The organism is Microbulbifer hainanensis (genome assembly GCF_014904735.1).
GTDB lineage: Bacteria > Pseudomonadota > Gammaproteobacteria > Pseudomonadales > Cellvibrionaceae > Microbulbifer > Microbulbifer hainanensis.
In genome coordinates this window covers 48,184-61,822 of the sequence record NZ_JACZCR010000057.1, presented here as the reverse complement: position 1 = coordinate 61,822, position 13,639 = coordinate 48,184, and the positions used below count along the sequence as shown (strand labels likewise).

15 protein-coding genes are annotated in these 13,639 nt (G+C 62.5%); 10 read left to right on the top strand and 5 right to left on the bottom strand.

The annotated features are described in order from the left end of the window. Positions 1 to 73: 73 nt before the first annotated feature. Positions 74 to 598: a 3-hydroxyacyl-[acyl-carrier-protein] dehydratase FabA gene (fabA, locus tag IG168_RS19895; protein ID WP_193166360.1), complete on the bottom strand. Its 525-nt coding sequence runs from the start codon at positions 596 to 598 to the stop codon at positions 74 to 76. 326 nt (positions 599 to 924) lie between these two features. Between fabA and galU the strand changes: the two genes are divergently transcribed. Together galU and IG168_RS19885 are read left to right on the top strand one after the other, a co-directional pair. Then, the gene (galU, locus tag IG168_RS19890) at positions 925 to 1,773 is read left to right on the top strand and encodes a UTP--glucose-1-phosphate uridylyltransferase GalU (protein ID WP_193166359.1); all 849 of its coding nucleotides are present in this window, start codon (positions 925 to 927) and stop codon (positions 1,771 to 1,773) included. A gap of 36 nt (positions 1,774 to 1,809) precedes the next feature. Beyond that, positions 1,810 to 3,159, top strand: coding sequence for a phosphohexomutase domain-containing protein (locus tag IG168_RS19885; protein WP_193166358.1), 1,350 nt, complete (start codon positions 1,810 to 1,812; stop codon positions 3,157 to 3,159). A gap of 264 nt (positions 3,160 to 3,423) precedes the next feature. On the opposite strand, the gene IG168_RS19880 is transcribed toward IG168_RS19885, so the two are convergent. Then, a complete protein-coding gene (locus tag IG168_RS19880) occupies positions 3,424 to 4,386 on the bottom strand; it encodes a polyprenyl synthetase family protein (protein WP_193166357.1) in 963 nt (320 codons plus the stop codon). Between the two features lie 262 nt (positions 4,387 to 4,648). Between IG168_RS19880 and rplU the strand changes: the two genes are divergently transcribed. From rplU to IG168_RS19840, 8 genes are all read left to right on the top strand, one after another. Beyond that, positions 4,649 to 4,960, top strand: coding sequence for a 50S ribosomal protein L21 (rplU, locus tag IG168_RS19875; protein WP_193166356.1), 312 nt, complete (start codon positions 4,649 to 4,651; stop codon positions 4,958 to 4,960). Between the two features lie 18 nt (positions 4,961 to 4,978). Continuing rightward, positions 4,979 to 5,236 (top strand): 50S ribosomal protein L27, encoded by a 258-nt coding sequence (gene rpmA, locus IG168_RS19870; RefSeq protein ID WP_193166355.1) that lies wholly within the window; start codon positions 4,979 to 4,981, stop codon positions 5,234 to 5,236. Between the two features lie 126 nt (positions 5,237 to 5,362). Then, a complete protein-coding gene (cgtA, locus tag IG168_RS19865) occupies positions 5,363 to 6,565 on the top strand; it encodes an Obg family GTPase CgtA (protein WP_193166354.1) in 1,203 nt (400 codons plus the stop codon). A gap of 81 nt (positions 6,566 to 6,646) precedes the next feature. Next, a complete protein-coding gene (gene proB / locus IG168_RS19860; RefSeq protein WP_193166353.1) occupies positions 6,647 to 7,771 on the top strand; it encodes a glutamate 5-kinase in 1,125 nt (374 codons plus the stop codon). A 57-nt stretch (positions 7,772 to 7,828) separates the two neighbouring features. After that, positions 7,829 to 8,464 (top strand): LysE family translocator, encoded by a 636-nt coding sequence (locus IG168_RS19855; protein WP_193166352.1) that lies wholly within the window; start codon positions 7,829 to 7,831, stop codon positions 8,462 to 8,464. 81 nt (positions 8,465 to 8,545) lie between these two features. Then, positions 8,546 to 9,166 (top strand): Crp/Fnr family transcriptional regulator, encoded by a 621-nt coding sequence (locus tag IG168_RS19850; protein WP_193166351.1) that lies wholly within the window; start codon positions 8,546 to 8,548, stop codon positions 9,164 to 9,166. A 34-nt stretch (positions 9,167 to 9,200) separates the two neighbouring features. Further along, positions 9,201 to 9,938 carry an SDR family oxidoreductase gene (locus IG168_RS19845; protein WP_193166350.1) on the top strand — a complete coding sequence of 246 codons (738 nt, stop codon included), beginning with the start codon at positions 9,201 to 9,203 and terminating at the stop codon, positions 9,936 to 9,938. A gap of 10 nt (positions 9,939 to 9,948) precedes the next feature. Further along, positions 9,949 to 10,287, top strand: coding sequence for a darcynin family protein (locus IG168_RS19840; protein WP_319024767.1), 339 nt, complete (start codon positions 9,949 to 9,951; stop codon positions 10,285 to 10,287). A gap of 89 nt (positions 10,288 to 10,376) precedes the next feature. On the opposite strand, the gene rpsT is transcribed toward IG168_RS19840, so the two are convergent. The 3 genes from rpsT to pdsR all read right to left on the bottom strand — a co-directional run bounded on the left by rpsT (position 10,377) and on the right by pdsR (position 13,618). Then, the gene (gene rpsT, locus IG168_RS19835; protein WP_091517007.1) at positions 10,377 to 10,643 is read right to left on the bottom strand and encodes a 30S ribosomal protein S20; all 267 of its coding nucleotides are present in this window, start codon (positions 10,641 to 10,643) and stop codon (positions 10,377 to 10,379) included. Between the two features lie 199 nt (positions 10,644 to 10,842). Further along, positions 10,843 to 12,900, bottom strand: a complete 2,058-nt coding sequence (locus IG168_RS19830) for an ATP-binding protein (RefSeq protein ID WP_193166349.1) — start codon at positions 12,898 to 12,900, stop codon at positions 10,843 to 10,845. Positions 12,901 to 12,928: 28 nt separating this feature from the next. Continuing rightward, entirely contained in the window at positions 12,929 to 13,618 is a 690-nt protein-coding gene (gene pdsR / locus IG168_RS19825; RefSeq protein WP_193166348.1) for a proteobacterial dedicated sortase system response regulator, read from the bottom strand. Between the last annotated feature and the right edge of the window lie 21 nt (positions 13,619 to 13,639).

Genomic DNA, 13,639 nt, shown 5'->3' with positions numbered 1-13,639 from the left:
ACAGTGTACTTTGTTATTTTTGTTGGGACTGGTTCCGAACGGACTTATCTAAGTTACGCCAGCCCGGCGCGACTTAGAAATTGTCTGTACGGGTGAACAGGCCCACGCGCAGGTCTTTGGCGGTGTAGATCTCGCGACCATCCACAGAAACGGAGCCGTCGCCAATACCCATCACCAGCTTGCGCTCGACCAGCCGGCTCATCTGGATATGGTAGGTAACCTTCTTGGCAGTTGGCAGTATTTGACCGGTAAATTTCACTTCACCGCAGCCCAGAGCGCGGCCCCGGCCGGGATTGCCTTTCCATGCCAGGAAGTAGCCAAGCAGCTGCCACATGGCGTCGAGCCCCAAACAGCCGGGCATAACCGGGTCGCCGGGGAAATGGCACTCGAAAAACCACAGATCCGGGTGAATATCGAGCTCGGCGATCAGTTCGCCCTTGCCGTAGGCGCCGCCATCCTTGGAAACGTGGGTGATGCGGTCGAGCATCAACATGTTGGGGGCCGGCAGCTGGGCGTTACCCGGGCCGAACATCTCACCGCGTGAGCATTCCAGAAGCTCTTCTTTGGTGTAGCTGCTTTTTTGAACGAAATTACTCATTTTGTTCCCGTTTTTGGGTGTTCGCGCCACATGGTATGGGCGTTTTTGCAAGAGCGGGCATTCTAAAGACTGAGGATAGCTTGTCCAGTCGGTCATGGTGCTTTTTGTGACCCGCAACTGGAACAATAGTCTGGCTTTAACCTGTCCTATGTATTGGTTTTGATCATCTGGCACGCGAGTTGCTGACTTTTTATTGGGTTGGTGCACTGTTTTTGTCCGCTGGCGCCAGCTGTAAGGGCCTGTGAGTGAAGGCTGTAATCAAATTGTGGTAACTTGCTGAATCCGGCGCGGGGGAGCGCCGTCAAGAATTCTGTTGGGGATAAAAAATGTTGAAAAAATGTCTTTTCCCGGTGGCCGGTTACGGCACCCGCTTTCTGCCGGCCACCAAGGCCATGCCCAAGGAAATGCTGCCGCTGGTCAACAAGCCACTGGTGCAGTACGGCGTCGAGGAGGCCATTGAAGCCGGCCTGACGGAAATCGGTTTTGTGACCGGTCGCGGCAAGCGCGCCATTGAAGACCATTTCGACACCAACTTTGAACTTGAGCACCAGATTTCGGGTACAGGCAAAGAAAAGTACCTCGACAGCGTGCGCCGGGTAATCGACAAGGCGAGCTTCTCCTATACTCGCCAGGGCGAAATGCGCGGTCTCGGCGATGCAATCCTGCAGGGGCAGCGCCTCGTCGGCGACGAGCCTTTTGCCGTCGTGTTGGCGGACGACCTGTGCCTGAATGAGGAAATCGGTGTGCTGGCGCAGATGGTGCAGCTGTACAAGCAGTTCCGCTGCAGCATCGTTGCCGTTGAGGAGGTTCCGCAGGAGGATATCCACAAATTCGGCGTAATCGCCGGTAACGAAATCAAGCCGGGCCTGTACCAGGTCACCGACATGGTGGAAAAGCCGGCTGCGGAAGACGCGCCCAGCAATATGGCGATTATCGGCCGCTATATCCTGACGCCGGATATTTTTGACCTGATTCGCGAGACGCCCCCGGGCAAGAACGGCGAAGTGCAGATTACCGACGCATTGCTCGCCCAGGCCCAGCGCGGCTGCGTGCTTGCCTACAACTTTCAGGGGCGCCGCTTCGACTGCGGTTCCGTGGATGGTTTTATCGAGGCCACCAATCACGTTTACCAGAATGTCTACCTGCCGGCGCAGGCCGAGCTGGAAAACGCATAAATATTGTTGAAGTAACTACAAAAAAAGATGGAAGAGATGGCAGAACTGACCTGTTTCAAGGCCTACGACCTGCGTGGCCGCGTCCCCGATGAACTGAATACCGATGTGGCTTACCGCGTGGGCCGCGCCTTTGCCCAGTTTCTGGGAGCCCGCCGCGTGGTCGTCGGACACGATATTCGCCTGACCAGCGGCGAGTTGACCGATGCGCTGGTCAACGGCCTGCGCGATGCCGGTGCCGATGTGTTTCACATCGGTGAATGCGGTACCGAGGAGGTCTACTTCACCACTTTCCACAGCGACTTCGACGGCGGTATTTGTGTGACGGCCAGCCACAATCCGATGGATTACAACGGCATGAAATTCGTGCGCGCAGGCAGCCGCCCGATCAGCGGCGATACCGGCCTGCTCGACATCAAGCGTCTGGCGGAAGAGAACAATTTTGCGCCGGTGGAAAAGCGCGGTGAATTGCACACCTTCGCCCACCGCGACGATTTCGTGCAGCATTTGCTGGGCTATGTCGACGCCGCGACGTTGAAGCCGCTGAAGCTGGTAGTCAATGCCGGCAACGGTGGCGCTGGCGCTGTCGTCGATGCGCTGGCACCGCACCTGCCGTTCGAATTCGTGCGGGTGCACCACGAGCCGGACGGCAATTTCCCCAACGGTATCCCCAACCCGATCCTGCCGGAAAACCGCAGCGCTACCGCAGAGGCCGTCCGCGCGAGCGGTGCCGACTTCGGTATTGCCTGGGACGGTGATTTCGACCGCTGCTTCTTTTTCGACGAAAGTGGCGATTTTATCGAGGGTTATTATGTGGTCGGCCTGCTGGCCGAGGCATTCCTGCGCAAGCACCCGGGCAGCAAGGTAGTGCACGACCCGCGCCTAGTGTGGAATACCCAGGACATTGTCCGCGCCAATGGTGGTGAGCCGGTCGAGAGCAAGACCGGTCATGCCTTCATCAAGGAGCGCATGCGCAAGGAAGACGCCATCTACGGCGGCGAGATGAGCGCACATCATTACTTCCGCGACTTCGCCTACTGCGACAGCGGCATGATTCCCTGGCTGCTGGTGGCCGAACTGGTGAGCAGCAGCGGCAAGTCACTGTCGCAACTGGTGGGCGAGCGCATGGCCGCCTTCCCCTGCTCCGGTGAGATCAATTCGAAGGTAGCTGACGCGGCGGCACTGCTGAAGCAGGCGGAAGAAAAATACGCGCCGGATGCGGAGAGCGTCGAGCATGTGGACGGCCTCAGTGTCGCCTTTGCCGACTGGCGTTTCAATCTGCGTATGTCCAACACTGAACCGGTGGTGCGGCTGAATGTCGAGTCCCGCGGCGATGAGGCGCTGATGCAGGCCAAAACCGAAGAGCTGCTGCAGATGATTCGCGGCTGAAGCGAATTACTGAGCAAATCTTGAAGGGGCGAACCATTGAGTTCGCCCTTTGTATTTCTGGCGTTGGTGTCTGGTGTTTTGTCCTAACTCCGTCGCAGCATAGTCCTAGGTGGACCATACCAAAACCACAGTAAATGCATCTCCGGACCGAAAGCGCTCACTGCGCTCGCGGGGCCGCCACGGAACTATCCAAGGTGCACCTACAGAGCGCGTAGCGAAAAGGGCGGACACAGGGGCCGCCCCGCAGATCCAGACCTTGGCTCTTTACACCGTCCGCTCTACAGCAAAGCTCGCCAGTTGCTGCAAGGCCGCCTTCTGTTCGCTGTCGGCCAGGAACGCCAGCTGGTCCTTGGCATCGTTCACCGCCGCCCGCGCTCGCTCCATGGTGTAGTCGAGCGCGCCGCAGGCTTCGATGGCCTCGACAATCTCGGTCAGTTTGTCCGCGCTGCGCTTTTCGATGGCGTCGCGCACCAGGGCGGCCTGCGCTTCAGTGCCATTGGCCATGGTGTAGATCAGCGGCAGAGTGGGTTTGCCTTCGGCCAGGTCGTCGCCGACATTCTTACCCAGTTCCTCTGCATTGCCGCGGTAATCCAGCGCGTCGTCCACCAGCTGGAAGGCCAGCCCCAGGTGGCGGCCATAGAGTTTCAGTGCGGTGCGCTCTCCGGCGGCGCAGCCCGCCAGGACTGCAGCGGTTTCACAGGCGGCCTCGAACAGGGCGCCGGTCTTTTTGTGGATAACGGTGAGGTAGTTATCCTCGCTGACCTCTGGGTCGCCGGCATTGACCAGCTGCTGCACCTCGCCCTCGGCGATGGTGTTGGTGGTGTCGGACAGGATGGACATGACGTCCATGTCCCGCAGTGCCACCATCATCTGGAAGGCGCGGGAGTAGAGGAAGTCGCCCACCAGCACCGCCGGTGCGTTGCCCCATTTGGCGTTGGCGGTCAGGCGGCCGCGGCGCCGGTCCGAGGTGTCGACGACGTCGTCGTGCAGCAGCGTGGCAGTGTGAATAAACTCGATGATGGCCGCCAGATCGATGTGCTCGCGGCCATTGAAGCCCGCGGCGCGGGCGCACAGCAGTACCAGCAGCGGGCGCAGGCGCTTGCCACCGGCTTCGACCAGGTAGTGGCCGATATTCTCAACCAGGGGAACGTCGGAATGCAGCTGGTCGATGATGAGCTGATTGACCGCGGCGAAATCGTCGGCGGCGACCCGGTGGAAAGGCAACATGCGAGGCTTCCTTATACTTCTGTTGGGGGCTGGTGGCGGCCGTTTCGGAAGGGCCCGGTACGGCGGCGGCGCGCTATTGTATCAATCTCGTGAATTGATTAGAATCTGCGCCCCACTTTGGCTGGCCCTTCGCCGGCTGGGGAACTGGTTTTTAAACTACACGGCGCAAGCTCCCGAAATGCGGGGCAGTGACTGCCCGGTTTTATGCCGGCAGTGCGAGTCTCTCCCGCTGCTTCGTGTCGTCCATCTCGGAGCATGAGATATGTACGCTGTAATTGAAAGCGGTGGCAAGCAGCACCGCGTAGAAGAGGGCGAAGTCCTTCGCCTGGAGAAACTGGAAGTCGCCACTGGCGAGTCCATCGATTTTGACAAGGTGCTGATGGTCGTCGACGGCGACAAAATCAACATCGGCGCCCCCGTAGTAGACGGCGCTAAAGTGACTGCCGAAGTGGTTAGCCACGGCCGCGGCGAGAAGGTGAAAATCATCAAGTTCCGCCGTCGCAAGCACTCCATGAAGCGTCAGGGCCACCGTCAGTGGTACACCGAAGTTAAAATCACTGGCATCAAGGCATAAGCAGAGGAGTAACGACTCATGGCACACAAGAAAGCTGGCGGTAGTACGCGCAACGGGCGCGATTCCGAAAGTAAACGCCTGGGCGTGAAGCGCTTTGGCGGCCAGTCTGTTCTGGCAGGCAACATCATCGTGCGTCAGCGCGGCACCAAGTTCCACGCCGGCGTAAACGTTGGTATGGGCAAGGACCACACCCTGTTCGCGACTGCGGACGGCGTTGTGAAGTTCGAGGTGAAGGGCCCCAACAACCGCAAGTTTGTTTCCATCGAAACTGCTTAAGCGATTGTCTGGTCCGATCCGAAAAGCCCCGCCCCGAGCGGGGCTTTTTCGTTGTGAGGCGGCCGGGAGCCGCTGTCCGTATACACTCGTATAGAGAGAAGCAACCGCCGCGGCGGTGGAGAGAGCATGAAATTTGTCGATGAGGCGCCCATCTACGTACAGGCTGGCAAGGGGGGCAATGGCTGCCTGAGTTTCCGCCGCGAAAAGTTCGTCGAAAAGGGCGGTCCCGACGGCGGCGATGGCGGTGACGGGGGTTCCGTTTACCTGGAGGCCGACGAGTCTCTCAATACCCTGGTGGACTACCGCTACCAGCCCCGCTACAGCGCCGAGAGTGGCCAGCCCGGCCGCGGCCGCAACTGTACCGGCGCCAAGGGTGAGGACCTGGTATTGAAGGTGCCGGTGGGCACCACTGTCATCGACGTGGATACCGGTGAGACGCTGGGCGATATGACCGAGGCCGGTGAGCAGCTGCTGGTGGCCCAGGGCGGCTGGCACGGTCTCGGCAATACCCGTTTCAAGTCCAGTACCAACCGCGCGCCGCGCCAGACCACCAACGGTACCCTCGGCGAAGAGCGCAATCTCAAGCTGGAGCTCAAGGTGCTGGCGGACGTGGGTATGCTGGGGTTGCCGAATGCGGGCAAATCCACCTTTATCCGCGCGGTTTCGGCGGCCAAGCCCAAAGTGGCCAACTATCCCTTCACGACACTGGTGCCCAACCTCGGCGTGGTGCAGGTGCAGAGACACCGCAGCTTCGTCATTGCGGATATTCCCGGGCTGATCGAGGGTGCGGCTGAAGGTGCCGGGCTGGGTATCCGCTTCCTGAAGCACCTGACCCGCTGTCGCGTACTGTTGCACCTGGTAGACCTGGCACCGTTTGACGGTTCCAATGCTGTCGACAATGCGCTGGCAATCGAGCGCGAACTGGAGGCGTTCAGTCCCACGCTGGCGGCACGCGAGCGCTGGCTGGTACTCAACAAGACCGATCTGGTCCCGGCGGCGGAGCTGGAGCAGCGCTGCAACGAAGTGGTCGAAGCGCTGGGCTGGCAGGGGCCGGTTTTCCGGGTTGCTGCCATTCGCGGCGAGGGCACCGACGTCCTGTCGGGGCGACTGATGGACTACCTCGAGGAACGCAAGGAAGAGGAAACCGCCAATCCTGAGCTGGCCGAGGCGGAACTGGAGTCCCAGCGCCAGATGCAGCGGGAGGCGCGCGAGCGCATCGAGGAGCAGCGTGAGGCCCAGCGCGCCAAACGGCGCGCAGCGAAAGGGCAGGATGACGACGAAGATTGGGACGACGATGATCACGACGTCGATATAGAATATCGACCCTAATCAACACGGCTGGGCAGAGGTATTGCCCGGTTTTATCGCCCCCGCCATTGTGGCTCGGGGCGGCTCCAGGGGAGGGAATCGGTGCAAGCTCGGCAACAGCTCGCCGCCAGCCGGCGCTGGGTAATCAAAATCGGCAGTGCCCTGCTGACCGACAACGGCCGTGGGGTCAACCGCGCGGCCATCTTCAATTGGGCCGAGCAGATTGCCGCGCTGCGCAGCAACGGCATCGAAGTGGTGCTGGTCTCGTCTGGCGCCGTGGCCGCCGGCATGGATCGCCTCGGCTGGCGCCGCCGGCCGGAATCCATCCACCAGCTGCAGGCCGCCGCCGCAGTTGGCCAGAGCCATCTGGTGCAGGTCTACGAGCAGGCCTTCGGGCAGTTTGACTGTCGCACCGCGCAGATTCTGCTGGATCACGACGATCTCTCCAATCGCACCCGTTACCTCAATGCCCGCAGCACCCTGCGCACGCTGCTGTCTCTCGGCGCCCTGCCGATCGTCAATGAAAACGACACCGTGGTCACCGACGAGATCCGCTTCGGTGACAACGACACGCTGGCGGCGCTGGTGGCCAACCTGGTGGAGGCTGATGCACTGCTAATTCTCACCGATGCCGATGGCCTGTTTACTGAGGATCCTCGCGACAATCCCGCGGCCGAATTGATCGCTGAGGGCTCGGCAACTGACCCGAGACTGATGGCCATGGCCGGCGGTTCGCGCAGCGGTCTCGGCCGCGGCGGCATGAGCACCAAGGTTCGCGCCGCACAGCTGGCGGCCCGCTCCGGTGCCTATACGGTGATCGCCGGTGGCGTGCTGGATGATGTCATTGAGCGTGTCGCCGCCGGCGAGCCTCTGGGTACGCTGCTGCTGCCGGACGCAGATCCGCTTGCGGCCCGCAAGCGCTGGCTTGCCGGGCAGCTGCAGGTGCGCGGTGCGCTGGTGCTCGACAGTGGGGCTGAAGCGGCGCTGCGCAGCCAGGGCAAGAGCCTGCTGGCGGTGGGTGTGAGGGAAGTGAGTGGCCACTTCCGCCGCGGCGAGCTGGTTTCCTGTCGCAATGCGGCGGGGGTGGAGATAGCCCGCGGGCTGGCCAACTACGACAGCAGCGAGACCGCACGCATACTCGGGCAGCCTTCGGAAAAGTTTCTCGAGCTGCTGGGTTATCGCGACGATGACGAGTTGATTCACCGGGACAACCTGATTCTGCTCTAGCAGGTAATCGCCCGCTTCGCGGAATCGGGCGATGGCATTTTTTGGGGAGGGATAGCGATGTTTTCCACAGCCGAATGGCTGGTGTTCGCTGGTGCGGCGCTGCTGATGGTGCTGACGCCGGGACCGAATATGATCTACTTGGTCTCCCGCTCCATTTGCCAGGGCCGGAGAGGCGGGCTCGTTTCGCTGCTCGGGGTGGTGGCGGGATTCCTGATGCATATGTTCGCCGCCGCTGCGGGCCTGACGGCGCTGCTGCTCGCGGTGCCGCTGGCCTACGAATTGCTGAAATGGGCGGGGGCTGCATACCTGCTATGGCTGGCCTGGCAGGCGCTGCGCCCGGGTGCCCGCTCCCCGTTCGATCCCCGGCCACTGTCGCCGGACTCGCCGTTGCGGCTCTTCTCTATGGGTTTTCTGACCAACCTGCTAAACCCCAAGATCGCGGTATTCTATCTGGCCGTATTCCCGCAATTTATCGATATCGAACGGGGATCGGTGTTTGCGCAGGGCGTGCTGCTGGGCGCGACGCAGATTGCCATAAGCTTTGCCGTCAACCTGATGATTGTGCTGTTCGCGGCAGGTATCTCGCGCTGGTTTGCCCGCAAGCCACTGCGGCTGGCGCTGCAGCGCTATGTCATGGGGTTTGTGTTGGCGGGGTTAGCGGTGCGCCTGGCTGCTGAACAGCGGCGCACCTGAGCGGGCAAATGAAGGAGGAGACTAGGGTTGCTCGCCAATAATTCCCGGCGCCGTTTTGTCGAACTGGAGTGATATTTATTAATGGCGGCCTCTCATGAACAGCTGGATAAGTTGCGCATTTCCCTCGGTCGGATAGCGCTTATCCCGGATGACGCCTGGCGCGCCGCCGAGCCGTACTTTAGCGCTCGCCGGCTGGAGTCGGGGGAATGTCTGCTGCAGGCGGGAGAGGTGGCGAGCCAGCTGTTTTTCCTCACCCGGGGCCTGGCGCGCTTCTACTACCTGGACGCCCACGGGCGGGAGTTCAACAAGACCTTTGCCGGACCCGGCCAGGCGCTGGGCAGCCTCGCCGCGCTGGTGGACGGCGAGCCGTCGCCGTTTTTCGTGCAGGCGCTGCTGCCGAGCAGCTGCCTGGCGATCGGCTATCGGGAATTTCTGACGCTGGCGGCGGCGCACGAAAGCTGGCGCGCGCTGCAGTTGCGCTTGCTGGAACAGCTGGTGATCAAGAAGGAACGGCGCGAGGCTGATTTCCTGTGCCTGTCCGCCACCGAGCGCTACCACCAGTTCCTGCGGGATTATCCCCGCTTTGCCGATGCCATTCCCAACTACCATATCGCCTCCTATCTAGGGGTTACCGAGGTAGCGCTGTCGCGTATCCGCCGGCGGCTGAAATTAACCGCGGTTAAGGATTCCGCCGGCGATTGAGTGGATTCTGAGTCTCCGTACAAACAGGAGGCACATGATGAAACTGAGCGAAAATACTGTTTTGATTACCGGCGGCAGCGAGGGTGTTGGTCTGGCGCTGGCCAGGGCGCTGATTGCAAACAACCGGGTAATCGTCTGCGGGCGCAGCGAGGAAAAGCTGCGCCGCGCCAAGGCGCAGCTGCCCGGCCTGCACACGGAGGTTTGCGATGTCACCGACGCCGCACAGCGCGACAGCCTGCTGTCCCGCCTACGCGGCGACTTTCCCGAACTCAATTTGCTGATCAACAATGCCGGCGGCAAGTGGCCCTGCGATTTGCTTGATCCCGCCTGTTCGGCGGCGCTGGTGGCGGATATGGCGCTGAACTTTACCGCGCCGGTGGCGCTGACCAGCCAGCTGCTGCCGCTGTTGCGCGAGCGGCCCCGCGCGGCCATCGTCAATATCACCAGTGGTCTCGTATACCTGCCCAAGGCGGAGCAGGCCTTTTACTGCGCGGCCAAGGCGGCGCTGCACTCCTACAGTCGCAGTCTGCGCTGGGCGCTGCGGGATTCCGCGGTGTCTGTGTGTGAGGTACTGCTGCCACTGGTGGGTACCAATTTTCACCGCGGCCGGCCGCCGCGGAACCTGCGGGCGATCAGCGCCGAGCGGGCCGCGGAGCTGGTCCTGAAGGGGGTTGCCAGCGGTGCTCGGGAGCTGCGCCCGGGAAAATCGGCGCTGGCGCGCTGGCTGGATTTCCTGGCGCCCCATCGCGGCTTGGCCGCGGTCAACGGCTGAGGGGGTGCTTGTGGCGAAATACACTGTCTTTATGCACCTGAACGCGACCCGCCATTGGTTGTCCCTCAGCCGCGAGCAGCGCAATGCCTTTTTCGGCGGCGAGGTAGCCGGGATTCTGGCCCGCTACCCGCTGGTGCGGGTGCGTTTCTACGACGTGGAAGCTTTCAGCGGCCGCTGCAGCGATATCGCGGTCTTCGAGACGGACAGCCTGCGGGACTACCGCTTTGTGATAGATGCGCTGCGGGATAGCGAGGTATACACCCGCCCCTATTTCGAGGTGGTGGACATATTCCCGGCGGTGGAGGATGGCTTTGAGGAGTACGAGCGACAGCTCGGGGATTCTGCCTGAGTCGGCAACTGCTGGGCAGATACAAAAAAGCCCCGCAATTGCGGGGCTTTTTTGTATTCGCGCGAGGCGTCTACTTGAGTCGCTAACGCTTAGGCAGCCAGTGCCTTGATCTGCGCGTTCAGGCGGCTCTTGTGACGGGCGGCCTTATTCTTGTGAATAATGCCTTTGTCAGCCATGCGGTCGATGACCGGCACTGCTTCCGCGTAGGCGGTCTTGGCTTTTTCCGCATCACCTGCATCAATGGCCGCAACTACCTTTTTGATGTAGGTGCGCACCATGGAGCGCAGGCTGGCGTTGTGATTGCGGCGCTTGTCGTTCTGGCGCGCGCGCTTCTTCGCTTGAGGTGAGTTGGCCACCGGTTGCTCCTGTCTGGAATCTCTAAATCTGTAACTAACAGGCCCTGGGGCCCGATTGGGACGCGACATTATCCCCACAGTTGGTTGTTTGTCAACCTAATTGGTGCCCAGCTGCGGCATTGTGTGTGGCTGGCCGTCCGCGGCTGAATGCGCGCTCCCGTCCCCCCGTGTCCCCTTTGCGCCGGGGTGCGATCGTCACTCAGGCGGGCAGTTCGAGCGTGAACACGACGCCGCTGCCATCCTCCCGGTTGGCGGCACTCAGGTGCGCCCGGTGAAAGTCAGCGATCAACCTCGCGATATGCAGCCCGAGCCCCAGGTGCCCGGCCTTGCCCCCGTCGGCACGCACCGAGACCAGGGAGTCGAACAGTTTCTGGTTGAAACCTTCCGGCAGCAGCGGCCCGTCGTTTTCCACGGCGATCTGGTAGCCGCCCGGTTCTCGGCGCGCCTGCAGCTGAATCTCGCTACCCGCCGGCGCGAAGCTGCAGGCGTTGTCGACCAGTTTGTCGAGCAACTGCGCCAGCAGTTCCGGGGCCCCGTGGGCGGGCATCTCGCCGTCGGGCTTGTGCAGGGTGATCTGGTGCTGCGGATGGGCGTCACCGTAGCTCTGGCTGAGTACGTCCAGCAGGTCAGCCAGGTCGAAATCTTCCGTCTCCGCCTGCTGGATACTGGCTTCCAGATGGCTTGCGGCGGCCAGGCTATTGAGGATGCCGGAGAGGCGCGCGCTGCCCTCCATTGCGCGCTCGGCATAGCGGCGCCCGTCTTCGTCCAGCTCTCCGGCGGCCAGGTTGTCCAGAGACGAACGCACCACCGCCAGCGGTGTGCGCAGCTCGTGAGACAGCTTGCCAGCCAGCGTGCGCAGGTACTGGTGGTAGTGGTCCAGCTCGCCCAGCAGGCTGGCAAAGGCCCGGTTCAGGGCGCCGAGCTCGTCGCCCAGCCGGGCGCGGGGGAAATTGCCGCGCAGCTTGCCGGTGGCGTCCACGGCATTGCGCGCAGCCCGGTGCAGGCGGCGAATGCGCCAGGACAGCCAGCTGGCATAACCCAGTAACAATAGCAGCGCCGTACCCGCGGCCGCGCAGCTGATCAGCCACAGCCGGTGTGCAGCAGATTCGGTCAGGGACTGCACTGCCGCACCCGACTGCAGTGCGATGACCCGCCCCAGCAGTGGCCGTTCGACGATATCGTCGGCGTGGGTGACCACCGGCACGCTGGCGACACCGATCCGGTCTTCATTGCTGCTGCGGAACCACTGTTCGGCGGTTGTGCGGTTGTCAGTAACGGATTCCGGCAGCCCCTCTGCGGGCAGTGGCGGCAGCGCGACCCGATCCAGCAAGCGGCGGTAGAGCCAGTCGCGCAACCAGTGTCGCGCTGCGCCGGCTTCACCTTCGGCGGTTGTTGGCTCTGGGTTAATATCTCCGGTGCCGACGTGACCGCTGCTGGCCAGCAGGAAACCCTCGCTGTCGACCACTGCCAGACGCAGTTGCGGCCGCGCAAAATGTGCCAGTTCCCTCTGCAGATCCGGCAGCGGTTGCACCAGTTTGCCGGGGTAGCCGTCGGTGGGGAGCGTCGTGGCGGTGCGTCGCGGGGTACCTCCATCGCTGTCGGCGCGGTCCTGTACGGTAATGGCCAGTTCGCCCCCAGTGAGTTCATAGGGCAGTGCCAGTTCCAGTTGATAGCCACCGGAGGACGATGTCCACCGCCCGCGCAGTCGTAGTTCGCGCTCGAAGTCGCCGCGCCGGTAGTTGTGCCACAGTGCGCTGGCGACGCCTTGGCTGGCTACTGGCAGTGTGTAGTGCCGACCGCCGGTATACAGCTCTACGGCATCGCCGCTTGCCAGCAGGCCGGTGCGCGGATCCTGGTAGGCCGGAGTGTCGTCGGCCACGGTTAGTAACAGGTACACGCGGTCGCCGTCGCGGCCGAGTGTGACCCGGGCCAGGGAAGCGCCATCCGCGTCGTCGAGCTCCCGGGGCTTCAGCTGCCAGGGGCGCCAGTCGTCGCCGTAACCGTCCAGCATTGGCGCCTGGGGCAAGGGATTGAGATAGAGCTGCGCACCCGGTGGCCGACCCTGGCGCTCCGGATCCGGCGCGATCAGCTGTGGTGCGCTGGCAAGACGCGCGGCCACGGCGCTGGCCGTGGCTTCCAGAGCCTGCATCTGTCCCTGGGCGAGGGCATCATCGACCTGTCGCAGGTACTGGCAGCCGGCCCAGGGCAGGGCCAGGGCGACGAGACTGACGAGCAGGAGTTGGCGGCGGAGCTTCATCGGCGCTATTTATCCCCAGCGGCGGCCGTCAGGCCTGCCACCGGTAACCCATGCCATAGGCGGTGCCGATGGCGTCGAAATCGGGGTCGATCACCTGGAATTTGCGTCGGATACGCTTCACGTGCGAGGTGATGGTGTTGTCATCCAGTACCACGCGGGCGGCCTCCATCAGCTGGCCGCGGGATTTGACGTGGCCGGGGCGTTTGGCGAGCGCGTGCACGATCCAGAACTCGGTCACGGTGAGATCGACGGGTTCGCTGGCCCAGTGGCAGTGCAGGCGGGAGATATCCAGTTCGAGCTTGCCCTGGGTCAGGGTTTCACCGGCGTCACTCTGGTCGCGCAGTACGCTGACCCGCCGCAGCAGCGCATTGATGCGCGCCTGCATGTGCGGCAGGGAAATGTCTTTGGTCAGGTAATCGTCGGCGCCCAGGCGCAGGCCGGAGATGATGTCCAGCTCGGAATCCCGTGCGGTCAGGAACAGGATCGGCAGTGTCGGAGCCATTGCGCGCAGCTCCCGGCACAGCTCGAACCCGCCCTCGACTTCCGCGCCCAGTCCCACATCGATGACCGCCAGGTCCGGCAGTCGCTGGCGAAAGGCCTCCAGGGCCTCCGGGCGGGCGCTGTAGAGATTGACGTGATAGCCGCTGCGACGCAGGGCATCGCGGTAGTTCTCGGCGATGGCGCGTTCGTCTTCAACAATGGCGATGGTGGCGGTCATGGCGGGTCCGAATATTTTTTA

Bases quoted from the DNA above. Each gene is read 5' to 3' on its own strand.
- fabA (WP_193166360.1), bottom strand. From the start codon at position 598: ATGAGTAATTTCGTTCAAAAAAGCAGCTACACCAAAGAAGAGCTTCTG.
- galU (WP_193166359.1), top strand. From the start codon at position 925: ATGTTGAAAAAATGTCTTTTCCCGGTGGCCGGTTACGGCACCCGCTTT.
- IG168_RS19885 (WP_193166358.1), top strand. From the start codon at position 1,810: ATGGCAGAACTGACCTGTTTCAAGGCCTACGACCTGCGTGGCCGCGTC.
- IG168_RS19880 (WP_193166357.1), bottom strand. From the start codon at position 4,386: ATGTTGCCTTTCCACCGGGTCGCCGCCGACGATTTCGCCGCGGTCAAT.
- rplU (WP_193166356.1), top strand. From the start codon at position 4,649: ATGTACGCTGTAATTGAAAGCGGTGGCAAGCAGCACCGCGTAGAAGAG.
- rpmA (WP_193166355.1), top strand. From the start codon at position 4,979: ATGGCACACAAGAAAGCTGGCGGTAGTACGCGCAACGGGCGCGATTCC.
- cgtA (WP_193166354.1), top strand. From the start codon at position 5,363: ATGAAATTTGTCGATGAGGCGCCCATCTACGTACAGGCTGGCAAGGGG.
- IG168_RS19855 (WP_193166352.1), top strand. From the start codon at position 7,829: ATGTTTTCCACAGCCGAATGGCTGGTGTTCGCTGGTGCGGCGCTGCTG.
- IG168_RS19850 (WP_193166351.1), top strand. From the start codon at position 8,546: ATGGCGGCCTCTCATGAACAGCTGGATAAGTTGCGCATTTCCCTCGGT.
- IG168_RS19845 (WP_193166350.1), top strand. From the start codon at position 9,201: ATGATGAAACTGAGCGAAAATACTGTTTTGATTACCGGCGGCAGCGAG.
- IG168_RS19830 (WP_193166349.1), bottom strand. From the start codon at position 12,900: ATGAAGCTCCGCCGCCAACTCCTGCTCGTCAGTCTCGTCGCCCTGGCC.
- pdsR (WP_193166348.1), bottom strand. From the start codon at position 13,618: ATGACCGCCACCATCGCCATTGTTGAAGACGAACGCGCCATCGCCGAG.